Source organism: Acinetobacter sp. YH01025 (assembly GCF_013420185.1).
GTDB lineage: Bacteria > Pseudomonadota > Gammaproteobacteria > Pseudomonadales > Moraxellaceae > Acinetobacter > Acinetobacter indicus.
Genome location: NZ_VOYR01000011.1, coordinates 90,092 through 113,154 on the forward strand (window position 1 = coordinate 90,092; position 23,063 = coordinate 113,154).

Sequence of the window (23,063 nt, forward strand, 5' to 3'; positions counted from 1 at the left end):
TTTGGTGTGATTGGCAATGCTGTTACGATGAATGACCGGTTCAAATACTGCACTTGAAATGCCAAGTGCTTCATATTGCAACTTATATTTAAAAGTTCTGAGTTAAAAATATCAGCATAAATAACGGCTAGCTTTGATTCTGCCGGTAGGCCCCCGGATTTAAGCCAGTCCACTTTTTAAAGGCTCGGTGAAAGGCACTTGGATCATGAAAATTCAGCCGTTCACTAATATCTTGTAGCGATAGCTCGGTTTTCGAGAGTAGTTCAATCGCGGTATCGCGGCGGATTTCATTTTTCAGTTGCTGATAGCTGGTACCTTCCTGTTTTAAACGGCGCTGAAAAGTGGCGCCTGACATATTCAGTTGTCGGGTCAGTTCATGCAGTTCCAGCCATTCACTTGGCGGACGCTGCATCAGTTGTTTGCGAATCATCGTGCTTAACGCATGCGGATTTTTAAAACGCACCAGCAGGTTATACGGGGTTTGCTGTAAAAAGCGTTTCCAGCTGCGCTCATCTTGCTTGATTTTTAGACCCAAAGCCTGCGCATCAAAATAGATTCGGTTGTCGGGTTGTTCATAGCGAATGTTTTCACAAAAGCGCACCCGATAATCTGCATCATCGCTTGGAGCCGGGCATTTTAGTTCGATTTTTTGAATGGCAATGCGCTGTCCACTGAGCCAGCAGATCAGGCTATGCACCAGCATTAAATAAGTCGCATAACTGAACATGGCTTTGGGCTGCGCCCGATCATGAAGGGTCAGCACAGCAGCATCTTTGTTGAGCTGCAGTTCCCCGCGCAGATCATCCAGAATCAGGTTGAAAAACTTTAGAATCTCTTTCAGTGCGGTTTCAATGGTATCGGCAGAGTAGACCCATTTGGACAATAAACGATAACTGCCACGGCGCAGCGGATGGCTGTCCATACCAAAAAACTCATCATTCATGGCATCGGCCAGGGCAATCCACAGCTGCCCATATTGCAGCACCGACACCCGCGCTTTGGCCGAATGCATCAGCTCCAGCGGAATACCGGCCCGGGTCAGAATGGAGTGAATTTCCACCCCTTGCTGCTGGGCGGCTTGCAGTGCTTCATGCACCAGTGCAATAGAAATGGTGCCTTTACTATAATGCAAATGGGATGGCGTCATCGCGTGTCTATTCAATTTAGAATTATGTTAAAAATGCTATTGTTCAAAGGCATCATGCAGGATGCTGTATTTGGAAATTGTACTCAAGCTGGAGTCTGATTACTCTGCATCTTAAGTCGAGTATGTGTCATTGATAACAAAACTATTTGGGAAAATAAAATGAAGATTCAAGGAAAAGTATGTGTGGTTACCGGTGGTGCATCTGGTTTGGGCGCTGCTACTGCACAGTATCTGGTGGAGCAGGGGGCCAATGTCATTCTGGTCGATATGAATCAGGAGCTGGGTACGCAAATGGCACAGCAATTGGGTGAAAAAGCCCAGTTTAAGGCGCTGGATGTGACCGATGAAGCCGCGGTAGAGCAATTCTTTGCCGAGATTGAGCAGCACTATGGCCAGTTAAATGGTCTGGTCAACTGTGCCGGCATCGCACCTTCAGCCAAAGTGCTGGGCAAAGAAGGCTTACATAGCTTAAGCATGTTCCAGAAAGTGCTGGACATTAATGTCAGTGGCAGCTTTAACATGATTCGTTTTGCTGCGCAGCTGATGGCCAAATATCAACTGCAAGCTGGTGAAGAAGAGCGCGGTGTAATTGTCAATACGGCTTCAGTGGCGGCGTATGAAGGACAGATTGGTCAGGCGGCCTATTCTGCGTCCAAAGGTGCGATTGTGGCGATGACCTTGCCGCTAGCGCGTGAACTGGCCCGTGAATCGATCCGCGTGATGACCATTGCACCGGGGATTATGGAAACACCAATGCTGAAAGCCTTTCCACAGCATGTGCAGGATGCTTTGGGGCAGATGGTGCCATATCCACCGCGTCTGGCTAAGCCACATGAATTTGCCCAGTTGGTAGGACAGATTTTTGAAAATGGCTATTTGAATGGTGAGGTGATTCGTCTGGATGGTGCGATCCGGATGCAGCCTAAATAAGTACAATGCTTAAAAAAGCAGCCCTTTGCTGGGTTAAATAAATAGCCTAAGTAAATAAAAATAAGATAAACCCATCTGGTCTGGTTGTCGTGCTGATGCTGCAGCTAGACCATCCCCCAAGTTTTTAGATCAGCCAGCGTACTTCAGCCGAATCCAACGTAATGAGAACGAGAAAGCAATGATTTTAAATGAACAACAAAAAATGGTTCAGGACATGATGCGTAGCTATGCGCAGGAGAAATTGAAACCGACCGCGGCCGAACGCGATAAAACCGCACAGTTTCCGGCACAGGAACTGAAAGAGCTGGGCGCTTTAGGTGCACTGGGTATGACTGTATCGGAACAGTGGGGTGGTGCCGGTCTGGATTATATCTCGCTGGTGCTGGCTTTAGAGGAAATTGCCGCAGGAGATGGTGCGATTTCGACGATTGTGAGTGTGCAAAACTCTTTACCGTGCGGCATCATTCAGCGTTATGGCACTGAAGCGCAAAAACAGCATTATCTGACCAAACTGGCGACCGGTGAATGGTTAGGCTGTTTTTGCCTGACCGAACCGCAAGTCGGTTCCGATGCCAGTGCCATCGAATGCAAGGCTGAACGTGATGGTGACAGTTGGATATTAAATGGCACCAAGCAGTTTATTACCACCGGTAAACATGCGCAGCTGGCTTTGGTCTTTGCTGTGACCGATAAATCTGCTGGCAAAAAAGGCATTTCCTGCTTTTTGGTCCCGACCGAGAACCCCGGATATATCGTGTCGCGCTTAGAAGACAAAATGGGTCAGCATTGTTCCGATACGGCGACCATTGTATTGGATCAATGTCGTATTCCGGCTGATCATCTGCTGGGTCAGGAAGGCGAAGGCTACAAAATTGCCTTGTCCAATCTGGAATCAGGCCGGATCGGAATTGCCGCCCAATCGGTGGGGATGGCGCGTGCCGCTTTAGATGCCGCGGTGGAATATGCCAATGAACGTAAAGCCTTTGGGGTTGAGATCGTGCAACATCAGGCAGTGGCTTTTCGTCTGGCCGATATGGCCACGCAAATTGAAGCGGCGCGTCAGTTGATTTTGCATGCAGCCAGCTTAAAAGATGCCGGTTTACCGTGTTTAAAAGAGGCTTCGATGGCCAAACTGTTTGCTTCAACCATGGCAGAGCGCGTCTGCTCCGATGCCATCCAGATTCATGGCGGTTATGGTTATGTGTCCGACTTCCCGGTAGAACGGATTTACCGCGATGTTCGGGTTAGCCAGATTTATGAAGGCGCTTCGGATATTCAGCGTTTGGTGATTGCCCGGGCTGTGACCCAGTCTTAAACCGGCGTTGATACAGCAATATGTCCAAACACGGCATCACGATTGAGGCCAATGGAAATTGCAGTGGTGCCCTCCTTATGCTGAACTGAAGCATAAGATGTTATTCATCATCTAACCCATCTCCCATGTGAAGACCGCTTTGCATGGGTACAATCTAAAAATAGCCGTATAAGAAATAACCCTGCAGTCGGATGGACTGCAGACCATCAGCCCGATGGCATGAAAACAACAAGGAACACGTTCTGCAATACGGATGTTTTTGCAGATCAATCGCCCCGAAGGATAAGAGGTTGCCCCCATGAAAACGTTGCAAGACGCCTATCAAGATTTTAATTTGGAACAACTGATTGCTACCCAGTTACAGGGAACGGCACAGGCACTGAATGCCTATACCGAATGCTGTGGCCGATATTCTGGACAGCAGCACACCGCTTTGATCTGGGAAGGTAAGCAGGGTGAATCAGCTCGTTGGAGCTTTGATCAGCTGGCTGAGGCTTCAGGCAAGCTGGCCAATTATTTTCAGGCCATGGGTTTAAAAGCAGGCGACTGTATTGCCGGTCTGCTGCCAAGAACTCCGGAATTGCTGATTACCGTATTGGCCACCTGGCGGATGGGCGCGGTCTATCAGCCGCTATTTACAGCCTTTGAATCGAAAGCGATTGAACACCGGCTGGAGGCTGCCAATACCCGCTTTATTGTGACCCATACCGAGCAACGCGCCAAACTCAGTTCATTGCAGCAGATTGGTATATTAACCGTCGGTGCTGAAGCGGCTGGAACAGGTGATGCCGATTTCTGGCAGCAGCTGAATCAGCATTCTGCCAGTTTTGAGCCGGTACTGCGCAGCTTTGAAGATGACTTCCTGATGATGTTTACTTCCGGTACCACGGGTCTGGCAAAATCGGTGCCGGTGCCTTTAAAAGCCTTGCTGGCCTTTAAAGGTTATATGCAGTATGCGGTCGATTTACGTGCTGAAGATTCGTTCTGGAATCTGGCCGATCCGGGCTGGGCATATGGGTTGTATTATGGCATTACCGGGCCGCTCAGTCTGGGGCATAGTATTATCATGGATGAACGACCATTTAGTGTCGATCATGCACTGGAAGTCATTCAAAAATATCAGGTCAGCAATTTGGCCGGTTCGCCAACAGCCTTTCGTATGTTCTTTGGCTTTAAAGAAAAATTTGCCGGTGTACCTAAAACCTTGCGCGTGGTCAGCAGTGCCGGTGAGCCACTAACCCCAGAAGTTATTCACTGGTTTAAACAGGATTTCGAGGTCAATGTTTACGATCAGTACGGACAAACTGAACTGGGCATGGTGATTGCCAATCATCATGCGCTGGAACATCACAAAAAAGTGGGCTCGGCCGGTTATGCCATTCCGGGACATCGTTTTGCGGTGTTAAATGCACAGCATCAGGAAGTTGCCGCGGGTGAAATTGGCACGCTGGCGCTGGATGAATCACAATCTCCATTAATGTGGTTTAAAGGCTATGCCGGACATAACCGTAAATCCTTTGTGGGCCAGTACTATTTAACTGGTGATACGGTGCGTTTAAATGAGCTGGGCGGAATTGATTTTATTGGGCGTGCAGACGATGTCATTACAACTTCGGGCTATCGGGTCGGACCGTTTGATGTCGAAAGCACCTTGCTGGAATGCGAGGAAGTGCTGGAATCAGCCGTGGTGGGTAAACCGGACCCGGCGCGTACTGAAATCGTTAAAGCCTTTGTGGTGCTAAAAGCACAATTTGCTGCAAGTCCGGCACTGGAACAAAAACTACAGCATTATGTGCGTTCACGTTTATCCAAACATGCTTATCCGAAAGAGATTGAATTTGTCGAGGCTTTACCCAAAACCTCCAGCGGCAAGATTCAACGCAATATCCTTAAGCAGCAGGAAATTGATAAACAGATACTGTTGGAAAAAGTCAGTTAAGAGGAGATAGAAGACAATTAAAATTATTTAATTTATGTAATTTGTATGTCATTACATTTGGTTTCTTGATATTGATTTTTATCAGTTTTATTTTTATCTATAAAAAGTCACGCAAGAATCTGCAAAATACAGGTCAAAGCGTGACTTTTTTTATGGCTATTTCAAGGCGTATATGTGGCTGTTATAAATCCATTTTCTGGTGTTCAGAATTGGGTTCACCAGTTTTACCGGTCAGATTGCCTTTCAGTACTTTAAATAACTGGGTGACTTTATTGTCGGTGACATTCCAGTATTCGGCACTAATCGCTTCTGCCACCAGAACACGCACCGAAGGATCATCCTTGCCGTTAAACCAGTTTTCCGCCCATGGATTCCAGAGCTGATCAATCAGGGCACGATCTGTACTGATTTGCGCATGTGCACTCATCGACACATAAATCCCGTCTGAGGGTTTGGAGAACGCCAGACCAATCTGGTTACGGCCGCTGGTCACTGCTGTAACCAGATCATTGCTGTCACGCAAAATAAAATACAAATTCTGACGTTCATGCAGCTTTTCAGAATTGAGCATGGTCATTGGCTGTGCATGAATTTCTTGGGTTTCGGTGTGGTGACTGATCATGGTGAAGCGTACATCTTTAATCAGTTCCCATAATTTGTCGCGGTTATGTTGATCGTTCATGTGCTTTGCTCCTGATGTCAGTAAATGCGCTTTTACGCAAAAGAACTCATTCACAAGCAGAGTAAAACGATTTTTGTGCTTCGCGTAGCGGTCTCACCTAACTCATACAGATTCAGGGTAAAACAATATCTGCGCTCAACAAAAGCGCATCAGGCAAGACAGTTGTTTACATATCATCCAGACCAAGAGGTTATACATAAAACGAAGGGCGGCGAACACCGAAAAAACAGTGGGTAAGGCTGTTAAAAAAAATCAATCGAATTACACTATAGCCAGCAAAAAACAGGAAGATAAATGGTGACACTTGAGGATAACTGGCAGGAACTGAGCGATGCAGAAATGCATTTATATAGTCGCCAGATTTTGCTGGATGGCTGGGATATCGAAGCGCAGGAAAAATTAAAACTGGCCAATGTGCTGATTGTCGGCTGTGGCGGTATCGGCTGTAGCAGTGCTGAACTGTTGGCGCGCGCCGGGGTCGGAAAAATCACCCTCATTGATGCCGATACGATTGAAATCAGTAATTTGCAACGTCAAATTGCCTATAGCGCAGAAGATTTAGGCTTCTATAAGGCCGACATTCTGGCCAAGCGTCTGCAAAAGATTAATCCGTATATTCAGGTACATGCCATCACAGCCAAACTGGATGACAGCAATGCCGCCGAACTGATTGCCCAGCAGGATCTGGTTTTGGATGGCTGCGATAATTTCAGTACCCGCTATCTGGTCAACCGTGTTTGTGTGCAGCATCAGGTGGCGCTGATTAGTGCCTCGGCCATTGGTTTTCAGGGCCAGTTGTTTATGGTAGAAGGTGATTCGGCCTGCTATGAATGCCTGTTTCCAAAAGAAGATCAGGCCAATGAAAGCCTGCGCTGCGCCGATTCTGGTGTGCTGGCCACGACTCCGAATGTGATGGCCAGTTTACAGGCGCATCATACCTTGATCTATTTAGGTCTGGGAATTGCTGCGTTAAAACAGAAGCTGCTGCTCTGGGATGGGCTGAGTTTAAAACAGCGCCTGCTGGCGTTTGAAAAAGACCGAAATTGCCCATGCTGTCAGGCAAGATAAATCTATCTGACATCAATTTTTTGCTACACTGACTCAAATTTAATTTCATCGAAGACATTATGAAAAACAATATCTGGTTAGATGGCCTTCGTTCCGTGGCGCGTATGGGCGAAACGGCGGTCGTGGCGGCCAAAGCCGGCCTGAAATATGCGACTGAAAAACCCAGCAATGCCAAACTGATGCGTGAAACCTTTGAATCGCTCGGTTCAACCTATATCAAGCTGGGACAGTTTATTGCCAGCACGCCGTCCTTGTTTCCACGTGAGTATGTGGAAGAGTTTCAGGGCTGTTTAGATCAAACTCCATCATTGCCGTTTAGCTATGTACAGCAGGTGCTGGCTTCAGAATTCACCGGGCGTGATTTAGGCGAAATTTTTGCCTCGATTGATGAAACCCCGCTAGCTTCGGCTTCCATTGCCCAGGTGCATGCTGCCAAGCTGGTCTCGGGCGAAGATGTGGTGATTAAAGTCCAGAAACCGGGTGTGGAAACCATTTTATATACTGACCTGAATGTGCTGCACTGGGCCACAAAGCTGCTGGAAAAAGCCGTACCAAAAGTAAAATTCGCCTCTCTGGCCGATATTGTCGAAGAAATTAAAGTCCGTATGGTGCGCGAAGTCGACTTTATTGAAGAAGCCAAAAACCTGGATGATTTTGTCAATTATCTGAACCTGACCCAGAATCAGGCTGCAACAGCGCCGAAGGTTTATCATCAGTATTCCACTCGCCGGGTGTTGACCATGCAGCGTCTTTTCGGGGTGCCTTTAACCGATTTTGAAGTGGTAAAACAGTATGCCAAAGACCCGTCGCAGGTGTTAATTACCGCCATGAATACCTGGTTTGGCAGCCTGATGATGTGTAACAGTTTCCATGCCGACCTGCATGCCGGCAACCTGATGTTGCTGGAAGATGGCCGCGTCGGTTTTATTGATTTTGGGATTGTCGGGCAGCTGAAGCCGGAAGTCTGGACCGCTTGTATCGCCTTTATGGATGCCTTGCAGAATACCGACTACACGCTGATGGCGGAAAACATGCTGAAAATGGGCATGACCGATACCCAGATTAACACCCAAGTGCTGGCGCAAGATTTGGAACGTCTGTTTAGTGGTGTACTGCTGGCCGATCCACAGGAAATCCTCAGTTCAAATCCGGCCGATTTAAATGACATCATGATGGATATGGTGGCGGTTGGTGAACGTCATGGCATCCGTTTCCCGCGTGATTTCGCGCTGCTGTTCAAGCAAATGCTGTACTTTGACCGTTTCATGCGTATCCTGGCGCCGTATACAGACATTTATGCCGACCAGCGCTTGCAGATGGTACAAAGTATGGACCCAAATCTGCTGCTCAAACATTAATTTATAGACATCGCCCAGCTTTTATATAACAAGCTGTTGCTGCTACATCGCAAAGTGACACGTGATGCTAATGTAGCAGGCAGGCGATGATTCATGTTATACACGCCCGAGTAATCCGATGGACGCAATTATTATTGAAGGCTTAAAGGTCGAAACAGTGGTGGGCTGTTTTAACTGGGAGCGTCAGATTATCCAGCCTTTGCTGCTGGACTTAAGCATTCAGTGCAGTCTGGAGCAGGCTGCCTGTTCTGATGAACTGGAAGATACCCTGAACTATGCCGAAATTTGCGAAATTTCTGCGCAAGTGATTCAGGCCGCTCAGCCAAAATTGATTGAACATGCAGCAAAGCTGGTGCTGGATGCACTTTTTGCTCACTATCCTACAGTTGAATCGATTATGATTAGCATCCGCAAGCCTGCCATTATCCCGCAAGCCCAATCTGTAGGAATTCGTCTTGAACGCCACCGAAACGATTTTCGCCCTAGCACTGGCGAGTAATTCTCATCCTGAACAGCATTTTCAACAGGCATTTGCTGCGCTGTCGCGTTTGGGGCGTTTGCAGTGTTCCTCGATTTATCTGATTCCGTGCCGGGATGGGATTGGTGCGGATTACTGGAATGCCGCCTGTCTGCTCAAGAGTGAACACAGTGTCGAGCAGATTCTGGCCTTGCTAAAACAGTTAGAAGCAGATTCCGGGCGGGTACGACCTTCACATCAAATCAGTTTAGATGTGGATTTAATTGCTTGGGGGACAAGCCTGGAGCAAATGCAATTTAATCCGAAAAAATTACCGCTGGCTCTGGATGTAAAAATCCCGATGTTCGAGCTGTGGCACAATGCGGCATTTGCCCACCAGCCCCATCCATTTCCTGTAATTCAATGTTCAGCGTGAAGATGACATGACGCATCAGCAAGCCCGGTTTTATACCGGGCTTTTTAAATTAAGTAGATAAATTGGTCGTGTTGATTTTACTTAAGCTTGCACACGCATGATAAAACAGCCTGCGAGGATGCAGGCTGTTTTTGGAATCTTTCATCAAACATGATGAAGATAAAACGCTTAAATATAATAACTGGTCTTGGTCATCAGTTTTGAAATACCGGTCATAGCAATACGTACAGGCGCAGGGAGATCAACCCCGCCTGCATTTAGCGCCGTATCACGATGATGCAGCTCATCCTCGTTCATTTGTTCCAGAATTTTGCGCGAGCGTTCATCATGTGCTGGCAATTGACGAATATGATCTTCTAAATGCAGGCTGACCTGACGCTCAGTTTCAGCGACAAAACCTAAGCTATATTTGTCTCCGGCAATTCCGGCAATAGCGCCCATGCCAAAAGATAGTCCGTACCAGACCGGATTGAGCAGGCTGGTATGGCTATCCAGTTCTTTTAAACGGTCTTCACACCAGGCCAAATGATCCTGTTCTTCAATGGCGGCCTGTTCCATTTCGCGGCGTACATTCGGGAGCTTCGCTGTCAGTGCCTGACCATGATACAGCGCCTGCGCACAAACTTCACCACTATGATTGACCCGCATTAATCCCGCCACATGACGCGCTTCACTCACTGCTAATTGAGTTGGAGTATTTTGCCCAGGATTATCGCGCTGAGCCGAGGTGACACCCGGAACCAGGCTGCGTAAGGCCTGATCAAATGAATGAATAAACTTGTCGAGACCGGTGTAATGACGCATGAATTTAATCCTCCAGAGGGTCTGCTGCAGTATCAAGCATAGACTTGAGTTTAAACAAGAGCCAGATGGTGAATATGGCGCTTAAAACAGCAGTAATGCAAAACAGAATTTTAAGGTCAATTTGCAGCACGCTTAAAATAATAATCGAGAAGATGGCTGAAGAAACCATAAAAATCGCATTTAAAATGTTATTGGCTGCCACCACCCGGGCACGATGCGAGCGCGGTGAATAGGCCTGCATCATGGCATATAGGGGCACAATATAAAAACCGCCACTAATACCGAGCAAGGTCACGGCCAGCATCACATGATAATAACTCCAGCCTTGCTGAAAGACTTCGCTTAAGCCCAGTAGTTCACCAGTTTGTGGTGGTACAAAGGCCAGGGCGGCGGCCAGATAAAATGCAAATACGGTTAAACCGACTGCACCAATCGGCACCATCTTGATATTTACCTCGGTACCGCCAATTTTACGACAGAGTAATGAGCCGACACCAATCCCGACCGAGAAGAAAGTTAGCAATAAGCTGACCACATTTTCAGAAGCATGCAGATTTTGCTGGGTCAGCTGCGGAATTTGGGTCAGATACGTCGCGCCGTAAAACCAGTACCAGGAATTACCGAGTAAAATCAGAAAAATCAGCGGCAGGTTTTTGGCATATTTTAAGGTTTGAATACTGGTACGGAAAAAGTTCCAGTCCACCTGTAACTGCGGTGCAGCAATCGGCTGTTTTAAAATAAAACGGCTGGCAAGATAACCGACCACGGCAATAGCCAGCACGGTCAGGCTGATCCAGAGTAAATTACCAGCGGAGAGGGAAATCACCGCGCCGCCTAGAATCATCCCGACCAGAATGGCAATTGAGGTGCCGGACTGGAACAGCGCATTTCCCGACATCAACTCATTCGGTTTCAGGATTTCTGGCAAAATCGCATATTTGATGGGACCAAAAAAGGTCGATTGGGTACCCATTAAAAACAGGGCAAACATCAGCAACCATAAGTTGCCAATCAGGAAGCCGACCGTGGCCAGTAACATCACCGCAATTTCCAGCAGTTTTAAATAACGCACCAGCTGCGAGCGTTCATATTTATCGGCAATTTGTCCGGCTGTGGCCGAGAAAATAAAATAGGGCAAAATGAACAGCAGTGCTGCCAGATTATTCAGGGTGCTGATACTGCCAGATTGCTGACTGATCCAGCCATAGGTAATCACCAGCAGCAAAGCCTGCTTAAACACGTTGTCATTCAGCGCGCCCAGAAACTGGGTACAGAACATGGGCAAGAAGCGTCGTGTGGCTAGCAAATTTTCATTTTTTTCCATAAGAAGTGGACTTCATTAGTTTTATTAAGAAATGTGACCAATTGATATAATTGCCCGAAAATCATGTATGATATTTTGCAGTGTTTTCACTGTTGAAAAAATCCAATAAATTAGAGTCTGTTAGCGAACATTTCATTGCGGATTTTTCCATTAAAAAGATTAAATTTAGAGTTTTCTATGCTTGTGAACCGAACTTTTAAAAAGTCTGCGCTGTCTAACAGTATGCATGCCATAATTCAGTGGAGGCATTCCAGACAACTTTGTCTGAGCATCTTTTTAAGTTTAGTCGCACAGCAGGGCTTTAGTCAAAATCCTCCCGCAGTGACAGAACCTGCGAGCGATCCGGTCGCATCCGCCGACATGAAACAGGAAATTCGCGATCTGGCGCTTAGCCAGGGTAAAGATACCCCTGAAGAATTAGAAAAAATTGAAAATTTTCAGGCGTCCAGCACTGAGCCGGACAGTCTGGAGATGTTGCAACAGCAGCAAAATAGCAGTGAACCGATAGCCGCGTTTCAGCCAATTGAACTGGAAAATCTGGATGATTTACCGGTAATGCCGGTCGATGCCAATATGGCCGCAGAAATTTTCCAGATCGCTGAACAGGCCAAACAGGAAGCACGCCAGTATCGCGCCGAGCAGAATACTGAAGTACTAATTAATGATGCCACCCAGCAGGAACTGGCTGAAATTAACCAGTCTCCGGTCAATGTCGACCAGCTCATGGACAGTATTCGCGCCGACAGCCAGATTGTGGTGGAAGCGAATACCTCCGGCCGAACCCTGACTGAATTGGGCCTGAATACAGAAGTGGCCGATGCCGATAAACCGGGGTTTTTCCGGCGCTTGCTGTATAAGGTACGTCCACCGCGTGAGTTAAATACTGCACGGGTGCCCCGGATTAGTGCCGATGTGGTGATTACCGGCGCCGAAAATAGTGGTGAAGTTTCCGCAGAGGCCTATGCCACGGCACTGGAAAATCTGCGTGCCAATGTGCGCGGCAAACTGTCCAGTTTTACCCAGGAATCTTTTGCCGATTTTCCCTCGGCTTTACCACAGCTGCGTTCTTTATCTAATCAGGCGGCACAGGCCGTCGGCTTTTATCATGCCGAATTCAAGTTTGAAAAGCTGAATGACAGCCGGGTGCGGGTTCTGGTCACACCAAATACACCGGTGCGTGTGCAGGAGCAGAATATTGAATTTAGCGGCCCAGGTGAGAATCTGGCACAGTTCCAGGTAATTCGCGTCCTGCCCGATCAGGATGTGGGCGATGTGTTTCACCACGGTCTGTATGAAGAGACCAAAACCCGGATTAATGATGCTGCCTCCAATAACGGTTTCTTTGATGGCTATTGGCGCCTGCATGACGTGAAAGTGGCGCAGCCGCAAAATACTGCCGATATTAATCTGCGCTATGAAACCGGCGAGCGTTATACGTTGGGGCCGGCCCAGTTCCGGATGAGCGATCCGAGCAAAGAATTTCCTCTGGATATGGATATTCTGGAAAGCATGGTGCCGTGGGAAGATGGCGCCGATTATACTTTCTGGCGGGTCAACGGTCTGGCCAATAACCTGACCAACTCACGTTATTTTAACTATACGTTGGTCGATACCATGCGTCCCGATCCGCTGGAACGCCCAACAGAGTTGCCACCGGATATTCAGGCCCTGGTTGATCAGCGCAAACTTTCCGCTGAAGACTTCCAGCCGGTTCAGGACCAGAAAGATTTAAGCTCGACTGAAGAAGTGACCCAGTCAGTGGTGGATGAAGACCAGTTTGCCGGCACTCAGGAAGCCGAGCAGAATGAAAACATCCGTCAGCTGCGGGTCGAACAGGAAACCCAGCAGTCAGAAGAAGAACGGCTAAAAGAACAGGCACGTCTGGAAAAGAAAATTCCGGTGATTGTGACTTTGAACGCCGACAAGCTGAACAGTGCAGAAGTGGGTGCCGGTTATGGCACAGATACCGGAATGCGTGTACGTGGCCAGTATCGCCGGGCCATTGTTAACCGTCGTGGTCACTCCTTCGATGCCAACCTGGAACTATCTGAAATCCGCCAGTCTTTAGATGGCCGCTATAGCATTCCCTATAATCATCCACTGAATGACTATATTACTTTGGTGGCCGGTTATGAGCGTGAAGAGCGTAGCGATGTTTCTGCCGGCAATGACCTGTTAATTGAATCGGCAGTGGCCGGCGCCGACCGGATTATTAAAAATCCGCGTGGCAGCTGGCAACATGCTTATGGTCTGCGTTACCGTCTGGACCGTTTAACCCAGAACGGTGTGGTCGATATTGACAAGATTCCTGACGCCTTTATTGGCAATGGTTCCACCGAACAGCAGTCTTTACTGTTTGGTTATGAACTGTCGCGCACCGACAGTAGCCCGCGTGTGAATCCAACCCGTGGTTTCAAGCAGATTTATAAAGTTGAACTCGGCAGTGAAAGCCTGTTGTCCGATGCCGATATGGCAATTTTAAATGCCGGCTGGCGTTTTATTTATTCTCTGGGTGAAAATAACGATCATCAGTTTGTTGGTCGTGCCGATCTGGGTTATATCGTGACCGAAGATTTTAGCAAAGTGCCTTATAATCTACGTTACTTTGCCGGTGGGGATCAGACCATTCGCGGTTTTGACTTTAAGAGCCTGTCTCCGCAAATTGATGGCTTTAAAATTGGTGGACAAGCACTTGGGGTGGGCTCACTGGAATATAACTATCAATTCAGGGAAGGCTGGCGCGCAGCAATTTTTAGCGATTTTGGTAATGCCTATGATGCCGATTTTAGCAATCCGACCGAATACAGTGTCGGTTTAGGGGTACGCTGGGCATCACCAATTGGCCCGATTCGGGTCGATGTCGCTTCGGGCATTTCGGATGAGAATCATCCAATTCGTCTGCATTTCTTTATTGGCTCGCAATTATAAAATTAAGATTTAGAGAGAACTATGGCTGAAGTTGAACAGCAACCAAATACACCCGCGCCTGTACCCAAAAAGCGCAGAATAGTCAGAAGTGCCTTGTTGTCACTGCTGTTTATGGTGGTGTTGCTGGTATCGGCTTTGGCAATCATGTTCTCGACCGACCGTGGCAGTAAATTCCTGCTCGACCGGGTGCTGGAACGTCAGCAGATCATTCAGTATGAATATGAAGGCGGAAACTTATTACGCGGTATTATCCTGCGCAATATTCTGGTTACGCTAAAATCAGTCGATGTCAAAATTGACCGCGCTGATGTCATGCTGGGCTGGCGCGCCGTGCTGAATAAGGAAATCCATTTTACCCATGCCGATGTGCGTAATCTGCAAATTACCACCAAAGGACCGCCAAGTGATGGACCATTCAAGTTTAATGAAATCCGTCTGCCTTTTGTACTTCGGCTTGATCATGCCGATCTGGACCGTTTGCTGATTCAGACCTCGGGCGGCAGCAAAGTCAATTTTTATGATGTAATCCTGAACGATGCGCTGTGGTCGGGCACCAAACTGGAATTTGAAGATTCCAGTATGCGTATGGATTATCTGTCGGTCAAAAATGCCAGCGGCGATATGGATTTTTATGGCAAATATCCGCTGAATGCCATTGGTGATGTGAATTTACCTTCGTTAAACAACAGCCTGAATATTCATGATATTAAAGTCGTCGCCAAAGGGTCTTTAGATACCGTTCAGGCCGGGGTGGCGACCTATACGCCCGATTTGCTCACCGGTTGGGTGGTGCTGCATCCAATGCGTAAAAATGTGCCGATGTTTGGCGAGCTGCAGTTCAATCAATACCATTGGCCGCTGTTACAAGATTGGGAGCTGTATACAGAAGACGGCACAGCCAAGTTTAAGGGTGATATCAAGCGTCTGGATTTAGATGTCGCTACCGATCTGACGGGTAAAGATCTTCCAAAAGGACAATATACCGCGCTTATGCATACCGATCTGGTCAATCAGCTGAACATCAGCAACTTAAATGGCCAGCTGATGCAGGGCGCCGTGAATGTGGCTGGTGTGGTCGGCTGGAACGAGCGCGTCAGCTGGGATATTACCGGTCGTCTGGACAAGATTAATCCGAAAGACCCACTCATTCCGCAAGTGGTGCAGGATTTTCTGCCGCCAAGTCTGGATGCTCAAATTGCCTCTAAAGGCCATTTAGAAAATGGAACTCATCTGACGGCGCAGGTCGATTTCGACCGCTATGAAACCTGGAACCTGAAACTGGATCAGAATGCGCCGAAAAACCGCCAGCCAAACCCCATGGTACTGGATGTGCGCTGGAACAATATTGACCGCGCGATGCCTTATATTGGCTGGTTATCCAGTGAATCGGGTGATGTGCAGATGGCCCTGGTCGAAGGCCAGCAAAAGATTTTTGTCGCAACCCAGGTGGCGCAGCATGAGCAGGGTGCTTTACCAGCGGGCATGTATAAGGCTGAGCTGAATCTGAAGAACAATAATCTGGATGTACCAAGCTTTAGTTATAACGCCGGCGCCAGCACCTTGACGGGCCGTGCGCTGATTGAACTGCCAACCGACAAACGCCAGCTCAAATGGAATGCTACCTTAAACGCGGATAATTTTAATCCGAAAATCATTGCTGATGCTGCTCCGGTCAATCTGCTGAATGGCCGTTTGCAGGCCAATGGTTTTGCCCGTCCAAACCAGCAGATTATTCATTTAAACAATATTGATTTACGCGGTCGTCTGGCCGAGCAGGATGAAACAGTGCATTTGACCGGGAACAGTACCGTGGCCTTGCTGTTTCATGATGAGCGTGCGGGTGGCGGCTTCAAGAGCTTTGCGGTCAATTATGATGGCGCACTCAACAGCAGTCTGCTGCAAGCCAGTCAGGGCAGTTTAAAGCTGAAACTGTCCGGTACACCGGAGCTGATCAAGATTTCAGACCTGCGTCATGACGGTGTGGCCGGGCAGATTCTGGCCAATGGTATGCTGAACCTGAAAAATGGCATTGGCTGGAACCTGAACGCCTCTTTAATCCGCTTTAAACCGCATTATTTTGTCTCGAGTGTGCGCGGCGAGCTGTCGGGCAATGTACGTACCCAAGGGGTTTGGTCAGATCAGCTTAAACGCATCAATATTGAAAAGCTCAATTTGGCCGGCATGATCAACAATAAACCGGTACGTGGTACCGGTAATCTGGCCCTGTTGATGGATGCCAATCAGCAAGGTTTCCTGCCGCAGCAGTTTGAGGCCAATAATTTATATCTGGCCTATGCCAAGAACCAGATTCAGGCTACTGGTAATGCACAAAACCTGAGAATTAAACTGAATGCACCAGCACTGTATGAACTGTATGCCGGTTTGCGTGGCCGTGCTTATGGCTATTTAAATGTGCAGTCGCAACCACGTTTGCAGGCCACCGCCAATCTGGTGGTCGATGATTTTGGTTTAAATAACCTGTTTAGCGTGCGCAAAATGCGTTTACGCGGTGAATTGCCGACCTCGGAAAATACCCCAACCTTGCTTACGGCCAGTCTGGAAAATTTACGTAGCGGCAACCGTGAAATTCAAAAAGGCGAGATTTCACTGGCCGGTACCCGCCAGGCGCATCTGCTGAAAGTGAAAGCGGAAAACCGTTTAAGTAGCTTCTATGTGCAGCTGGCCGGCGGCTTTAATGCTGAAAATAACTGGCTGGGTCAAATCCAGAAAGGTGATTTTGACTCCTTAAGAACCCGTCTGGTGCAGCGTCAGAATGCCTCGGTCATCTTCCAGACCAAAACCAGTGATCTGTTTGTGGGTGCGCATTGCTGGATGAGCCAGCAAAGCCAGTTGTGTTTTGACCAGCCAATTCGGGTCAATAAAAACCGAGGCAATGTGTCCTTTGTAACGCGCAATGTCGACCTGAATGATTTTGCCGCCTTTATGCCGGAAGGTCTGGCGATTACCGGTAAAGTCAATGGACATGCCAAAGCCTCCTGGGCACAAGGCCAGCGGCCAAAAATTGATGCACGTCTGGTAACCCGTAATGGGGTCATTGGTCTGGCAGGTGATGACCCGCAAGAACTGGGTTCGACCTTAAGCTATGATCAGGTGGCTGTGGTGGCTAAAAGTATTGCCGAAGGTCTGCAAATTCGACTGGATGTGAAAACCCCGGAAATTGGTGCCGGTTATGCCAATGTTATTATTGATCCATATACCGAGCGTAAGCCGATGCGCGGTGAAATTGCCTTTAATGAAGTGCAGTTAAAAGTCTTTAAGCCGTTTATTGCCGATGTGCGTTCTATGGCTGGGGTATTGTCCTTTGCCGGTAAGGTCGGCGGTACGTTAACCCAGCCATTACTGACCGGTGAAATGCGTCTGAAAGATGGTGCCATCAGCATGATTTCCCTGCCGGTGAACCTGACCAATGTGCAGCTGTATTCCTCGATTAGACAGGATTCGGCCACAATTAATGGCGCATTTAACAGTGGTCAGGGCGTGGGACATTTAACCGGTCATGTTGACTGGAAAGGCGTACCGAAAATTCAGCTGAACTTAAAAGGGGATAATCTGCTGGTGCGTCAGGCGCCGCTAATTACTGCCATTGTGACGCCGGATTTATCCATGGAGGTTTTCCCGACTCAGAAACGTTTAAGCTTAAATGGCAAGGTCGATGTGCCGCGTGCGTTAATTTCCATGCCTGAGGCTTCCGATCCGGTGGTGAATCTGTCTTCGGATGTGCGTGTGGTGCATGAAGGGCAAGACCAGCTGGCGGTATTACGCTCTGCGCGTCCTTGGGATATTCGTGCCGATCTGGAACTGAATCTGGGCGATCAGGTCATCTTCCAGGGCTTTGACAGCCGTATTCCACTGGTGGGCCGTCTGTATCTGAGTCAGCGTGGTCTGGAAACCGCCATGCGCGCCAATGGTGCAATTGGGGTTAGCCAGCGCGTCAAGATTGAAGCCTATGGCCAAAGTCTGGATTTAAACCGTGCCATCGCCCGTTTTAATGGACCATTAGCCAACCCGAGTCTAGATATTGATGCCAACAAGAGCGTACAGGGCAGCGTAGTCGGGGTGCGGGTGACCGGAACGGCTTCTGGTCCGAATATTCAGGTCTATAACGATGCCGGCTTGTCCGAGCAGGAAGCACTAAATGCCCTGATTACCGGCCGGATTAACGAAGGTGCCAGCGGTTTAAGCCAGACCGACAGTTTCCGTTCCGATGTCAACAATACCATTGCGGCGGCAGGTATCAGTCTTGGTTTAGGCGGCACGCGTGCCCTGACCAACCAGATTGGGCGTACCTTTGGTTTAAGTGGGTTGGCTTTAGATGCACAGGGTACGGGGGATGATACCCAGGTCAGCCTGACCGGTTATATCACTCCGGATCTGTTTATCCGTTATGGCGTGGGCGTGTTTACCCCGGTGAACAAGCTGACTTTGCGTTATCAGATGAACAAACGTTTGTATCTGGAAGCCAGCCAGTCGCTGGAACGTGCCGTGGATATTTTCTATAACTGGCGTTTCTAAGCCGTCTATTCTGAACTTGAAAATGCGCTCAACACGGGCGCATTTTTTCTGGCCGATTTCTCATTCACGATAACTTTGATTATCATAGCGGAAATAGGAGAGTATGCATGAACAAACTATTCGCTTTGGCTGCCGTAATTGCATTGGCCGGCTGTGCAGAGAAAAAGCCCTTAACCCCGGAAGAGCAATGGAAAGGTTACTGTACCAGTGTTGGTAATGCAGCACGAACCATCATGCTGGATCGTCAAAATGCCATTGAAAAAGATCAGGCACTGGCTCATGCGGACAAAGTAGAAGATGAAACCACACGCAAATTTATTTTTGAGATTATTGAAACGGTCTATGCCATGCCTGAGCAGGAAGTGAAGGGTGATGTAGATGCCGCGCGTGAGAAAATTAAAGCGCAATATACAGAAAAATGTCTGGCTACGCCGTATGACGAAATGCCGGATTATCGACGTTTTTAAGTCATGAACCCAAAATGCCAGATGACATATCCGTAATCTGGCATTTTTTTATGCTCACTATTTCTGCATATAGATAAAAATAATCAAAATTCGCTGCGTTGATTTATATTTTAAGCGGATATTTAACCTAATTTTCCTTCCTCTACTTATTTCTAAATAGCCTAAGCAATATAAATATATATTGTGACACTTTTCTTTAGCACCAATATAGAAAAGCTTATCTTTTTAATGAATAATGGATTTAACAATAGCCAGAAGAAAGGAGCACATCATGGACGTGATTGGTTATCTGCATCATGCAGATTTGCTCTTGGAAGATGAACAGGGCGTGACCATTATTGGCAATAGCAACTATGTGCTCAGTATTGGAGATAAAGTCTATTTTCAACAACTTATTGATGCTGACAGCAAGCGTTATCAGGTCAATATCTCCTTTGCCAGTGCCGGGCATACTACCCTGCATGAAGATGAAATTCAGGTCAAATTTGAGGGCAGTCGCGAACATCTGCAGCAATATTTAAACAGTACAACGGTACACTAAGGTTGAATAGTAATTGGAACCCGGAAAAGGCAGCATAGTGTTGCCTTTTTTCTATTTAGAATTCGGTTAAAGTGGATTAAAAGCAGCAATGACGGGTCTAAACGTGCTCCGCTTGATTATTGTATAAACAATATGAACATCATTTAGTTATAAAATAATGAGCATCACAAAGAAACACCTTCCTTGCATTAACTTTTAACTGGAATTTTAGTAAAATTTTGCAGTCCATATTACTTGTGAAGCTTTGAACAAGCTGGAATTCACAGGTAATTTTTTAAAAAAGAGGAATAACACCGTGCTAGAAGCTTACCGCCAACACGTTGAAGAACGTGCCGCACTCGGAGTCCCACCGAAGCCACTTGATGATGCTCAAACCGCTGCATTAGTTGAATTATTAAAAAACCCGCCAGCTGGTGAAGAAGCTTTCTTGGTTGATTTGCTTGAAAACCGTGTTCCAGCGGGTGTAGACCAAGCTGCTTATGTAAAAGCTGCTTTCCTGTCTGCTGTTGCAAAAGGCGAAGCGACTTCTCCATTAGTTTCTAAAGAACGTGCGGTTTACTTACTAGGTACTATGCTTGGTGGTTATAACGTAGCGCCTTTAGTTGAACTTCTGGAAAATGCTGAACTTGGTGGTTTAGCGGCTGACGCTCTGAAGAAAACCCTGCTTGTATTTGATGCATTCCACGACGTTGCTGAAAAAGCAAAAGCGGGCAATGATAATGCGAAAGCAGTACTTCAATCATGGGCTGAAGCTGAATGGTTCACTAGCCGTCCAGACGTTCCAGAAGAAATCAAACTGACTGTTTTCAAAGTAACAGGCGAAACGAATACTGACGACTTGTCACCTGCACAAGACGCGTGGAGCCGTCCAGACATTCCATTGCACGCAAATGCAATGCTGAAAAACGTTCGTGATGGTATCAACCCAGAAGTTCCTGGTGAAGTTGGTCCATTAAACCAAATTAAAGAACTGATCGCGAAAGGCAACCAGGTTGCTTACGTTGGTGACGTTGTTGGTACCGGTTCTTCTCGTAAATCTGCAACGAACTCTGTGCTTTGGTTCTTCGGTGACGAACTTCCACACATTCCAAACAAAAAAGACGGCGGTTACTGCTTAGGCGGTAAGATTGCTCCGATTTTCTTCAACACCATGGAAGATGCGGGTGCATTACCAGTTGAGATCGATGTTTCTAACATGAACATGGGTGATGAAATCACACTGAAAATCGATCACGCTGCTGCAAAAGTAACTGCGTTCAAAAACGGCGAACAAATTGCTGAATCTGAACTGAAAACTCCAGTGCTTCTAGACGAAGTACGTGCTGGTGGCCGTATTAACCTGATCATTGGTCGTGGTTTAACTGGTAAAGCACGTGAAGCTTTAGGTCTTGAGCCATCTTCTTTATTCCGTACTCCAGTACAACCTGCTGACTCTGGCAAAGGCTTCACTTTAGCGCAGAAGATGGTTGGTCGTGCATGTGGTCTTCCAGAAGGTCAAGGCGTTCGCCCTGGTACTTACTGCGAACCGAAGATGACCACTGTTGGTTCTCAAGATACAACTGGTCCTATGACTCGTGACGAGTTAAAAGACCTGGCTTGCTTGGGCTTCTCTGCTGACCTGGTAATGCAATCTTTCTGTCACACAGCTGCGTATCCAAAACCAGTTGACGTGCAAATGCAACACACACTACCTGACTTCATCATGAACCGTGGTGGTGTATCTTTACGTCCAGGCGACGGTATTATCCACTCTTGGTTAAACCGTATGCTTCTTCCAGATACAGTAGGTACTGGTGGTGACTCGCATACTCGTTTCCCAATTGGTATTTCATTCCCGGCGGGTTCTGGTCTGGTAGCGTTCGCTGCTGCGACTGGTGTTATGCCACTGGATATGCCTGAATCTGTACTTGTGAAGTTCAAAGGTAAAATGCAGCCTGGTATCACTCTACGTGACCTGGTACACGCGATTCCTTACTACGCAATTAAAGAAGGTGACCTGACTGTAGAGAAGAAAGGTAAGAAAAATATCTTCTCTGGTCGTATCTTAGAGATCGACTTAACAGAAATGGAAACTGACTTAACTGTTGAGCAAGCATTCGAATTGTCTGATGCTTCTGCTGAACGTTCTGCTGCAGGCTGTGCGATCACGCTTTCTGAAGAGAAAGTTGCTGAATACCTACGTTCTAACATCACCATGCTGAAGTGGATGATTTCACAAGGTTATGGCGATGCTCGTACTATGGCGCGCCGTGTTGAGAACATGGAAAAATGGTTAGCGAACCCATCACTGCTGAAAGCTGATGCTGATGCTGAATACACTAAAGTGTATGAAATTGACCTTGCTGACATCAACGAACCTATCCTGTGCTGCCCGAACGATCCAGATGATGCGAAACTGCTTTCTGACGTTCAAGGCGACAAGATTGATGAAGTATTCATCGGTTCTTGTATGACGAACATCGGTCACTTCCGTGCAGCTGGTAAACTTCTAGATAAAGTTCCTGGTGGTTCTTTATCTACTCGTCTATGGTTGGCTCCTCCAACGCGTATGGACGAACACCAGTTAATGGAAGAAGGTTTCTTCAACATTTATGGTAAAGCTGGCGCGCGTACTGAAATGCCAGGTTGTTCATTATGTATGGGTAACCAAGCACGTGTTGCTCCGAACACGACTGTAGTGTCTACATCTACACGTAACTTCCCGAACCGTTTAGGTCAAGGCGCGAATGTATACTTGGCTTCTGCTGAGCTTGCATCTGTTGCTGCGGTTCTTGGTAAATTACCAACTCCAGAAGAGTATCAACAATACGCTTCTCAAATCGACAGCATGTCTGCTGACATTTACAAGTACTTGAACTTCGATCAAATGTCTGAATATACAGATGCTGCTGAAAATGTAGATACGAAGAAAATTGCTGCTGCTCAATTAACCTAATTTATTGAAAAATAAATTAAATTGAGTTAGAAATAAGGGCTGAGTAATCAGCCCTTATTTTTATACTAATTTTCTCTGTACACGACAAAAATAGATAACTCATTGAAATAATGTCACAATAATTGTTTTCTAACGACGAATACTATGACACATCTCAATGAGTTATATCTTATCTTAAACAAATCTCTAAAATGGAACA

16 protein-coding genes are annotated in these 23,063 nt (G+C 47.2%); 12 read left to right on the forward strand and 4 right to left on the reverse strand.

Going from position 1 to position 23,063, the window contains the following annotated elements; translation table 11 throughout:
• Window positions 1–127 precede the first annotated feature (127 nt).
• Complete coding sequence (locus FTT89_RS11735; protein WP_016659091.1) at window positions 128–1,147, reverse strand: AraC family transcriptional regulator; 1,020 nt, start codon at window positions 1,145–1,147, stop codon at window positions 128–130.
• 159 nt (window positions 1,148–1,306) lie between these two features.
• Between FTT89_RS11735 and FTT89_RS11740 the strand changes: the two genes are divergently transcribed.
• From FTT89_RS11740 to FTT89_RS11750, 3 genes are all read left to right on the forward strand, one after another.
• Complete coding sequence (locus tag FTT89_RS11740) at window positions 1,307–2,077, forward strand: 3-hydroxyacyl-CoA dehydrogenase (protein WP_005178702.1); 771 nt, start codon at window positions 1,307–1,309, stop codon at window positions 2,075–2,077.
• A gap of 178 nt (window positions 2,078–2,255) precedes the next feature.
• Complete coding sequence (locus FTT89_RS11745) at window positions 2,256–3,392, forward strand: acyl-CoA dehydrogenase family protein (RefSeq protein ID WP_005178699.1); 1,137 nt, start codon at window positions 2,256–2,258, stop codon at window positions 3,390–3,392.
• A gap of 298 nt (window positions 3,393–3,690) precedes the next feature.
• Entirely contained in the window at window positions 3,691–5,331 is a 1,641-nt protein-coding gene (locus FTT89_RS11750) for an AMP-binding protein (protein WP_180061424.1), read from the forward strand.
• Between the two features lie 181 nt (window positions 5,332–5,512).
• On the opposite strand, the gene FTT89_RS11755 is transcribed toward FTT89_RS11750, so the two are convergent.
• Window positions 5,513–6,013: a pyridoxamine 5'-phosphate oxidase family protein gene (locus FTT89_RS11755; RefSeq protein WP_005178694.1), complete on the reverse strand. Its 501-nt coding sequence runs from the start codon at window positions 6,011–6,013 to the stop codon at window positions 5,513–5,515.
• 294 nt (window positions 6,014–6,307) lie between these two features.
• Here FTT89_RS11755 and FTT89_RS11760 point away from each other — a divergent pair, with 294 nt between their 5' ends.
• The 4 genes from FTT89_RS11760 to FTT89_RS11775 all read left to right on the forward strand — a co-directional run bounded on the left by FTT89_RS11760 (window position 6,308) and on the right by FTT89_RS11775 (window position 9,332).
• Window positions 6,308–7,081, forward strand: coding sequence for a HesA/MoeB/ThiF family protein (locus tag FTT89_RS11760; RefSeq protein ID WP_180061425.1), 774 nt, complete (start codon window positions 6,308–6,310; stop codon window positions 7,079–7,081).
• 59 nt (window positions 7,082–7,140) lie between these two features.
• Window positions 7,141–8,439, forward strand: coding sequence for an AarF/ABC1/UbiB kinase family protein (locus FTT89_RS11765; RefSeq protein ID WP_180061426.1), 1,299 nt, complete (start codon window positions 7,141–7,143; stop codon window positions 8,437–8,439).
• Between the two features lie 118 nt (window positions 8,440–8,557).
• Window positions 8,558–8,938, forward strand: coding sequence for a dihydroneopterin aldolase (folB, locus tag FTT89_RS11770; RefSeq protein ID WP_016659086.1), 381 nt, complete (start codon window positions 8,558–8,560; stop codon window positions 8,936–8,938).
• Window positions 8,895–9,332 carry a 2-amino-4-hydroxy-6-hydroxymethyldihydropteridine diphosphokinase gene (locus tag FTT89_RS11775; protein WP_005178682.1) on the forward strand — a complete coding sequence of 146 codons (438 nt, stop codon included), beginning with the start codon at window positions 8,895–8,897 and terminating at the stop codon, window positions 9,330–9,332. Before folB ends, FTT89_RS11775 begins: the two co-directional genes overlap by 44 nt.
• 168 nt (window positions 9,333–9,500) lie before the next feature.
• Here FTT89_RS11775 and coq7 read toward each other — a convergent pair whose 3' ends face one another.
• Together coq7 and FTT89_RS11785 are read right to left on the reverse strand one after the other, a co-directional pair.
• Window positions 9,501–10,136: a 2-polyprenyl-3-methyl-6-methoxy-1,4-benzoquinone monooxygenase gene (coq7, locus tag FTT89_RS11780; protein ID WP_005178679.1), complete on the reverse strand. Its 636-nt coding sequence runs from the start codon at window positions 10,134–10,136 to the stop codon at window positions 9,501–9,503.
• 4 nt (window positions 10,137–10,140) lie between these two features.
• Window positions 10,141–11,460: an MFS transporter gene (locus tag FTT89_RS11785; protein ID WP_016659084.1), complete on the reverse strand. Its 1,320-nt coding sequence runs from the start codon at window positions 11,458–11,460 to the stop codon at window positions 10,141–10,143.
• Window positions 11,461–11,637: 177 nt separating this feature from the next.
• Between FTT89_RS11785 and FTT89_RS11790 the strand changes: the two genes are divergently transcribed.
• The 5 genes from FTT89_RS11790 to FTT89_RS11810 all read left to right on the forward strand — a co-directional run bounded on the left by FTT89_RS11790 (window position 11,638) and on the right by FTT89_RS11810 (window position 22,864).
• Window positions 11,638–14,388: an autotransporter assembly complex family protein gene (locus tag FTT89_RS11790; RefSeq protein WP_104491595.1), complete on the forward strand. Its 2,751-nt coding sequence runs from the start codon at window positions 11,638–11,640 to the stop codon at window positions 14,386–14,388.
• Window positions 14,389–14,409: 21 nt separating this feature from the next.
• Window positions 14,410–18,921 carry a translocation/assembly module TamB domain-containing protein gene (locus tag FTT89_RS11795; RefSeq protein WP_180061427.1) on the forward strand — a complete coding sequence of 1,504 codons (4,512 nt, stop codon included), beginning with the start codon at window positions 14,410–14,412 and terminating at the stop codon, window positions 18,919–18,921.
• Window positions 18,922–19,028: 107 nt separating this feature from the next.
• Window positions 19,029–19,388 carry a hypothetical protein gene (locus tag FTT89_RS11800; RefSeq protein ID WP_005178666.1) on the forward strand — a complete coding sequence of 120 codons (360 nt, stop codon included), beginning with the start codon at window positions 19,029–19,031 and terminating at the stop codon, window positions 19,386–19,388.
• Window positions 19,389–19,659: 271 nt separating this feature from the next.
• Window positions 19,660–19,929: a hypothetical protein gene (locus FTT89_RS11805; RefSeq protein WP_168383471.1), complete on the forward strand. Its 270-nt coding sequence runs from the start codon at window positions 19,660–19,662 to the stop codon at window positions 19,927–19,929.
• A 295-nt stretch (window positions 19,930–20,224) separates the two neighbouring features.
• Window positions 20,225–22,864 (forward strand): bifunctional aconitate hydratase 2/2-methylisocitrate dehydratase, encoded by a 2,640-nt coding sequence (locus FTT89_RS11810; RefSeq protein ID WP_005178661.1) that lies wholly within the window; start codon window positions 20,225–20,227, stop codon window positions 22,862–22,864.
• Window positions 22,865–23,063: the final 199 nt, after the last annotated feature.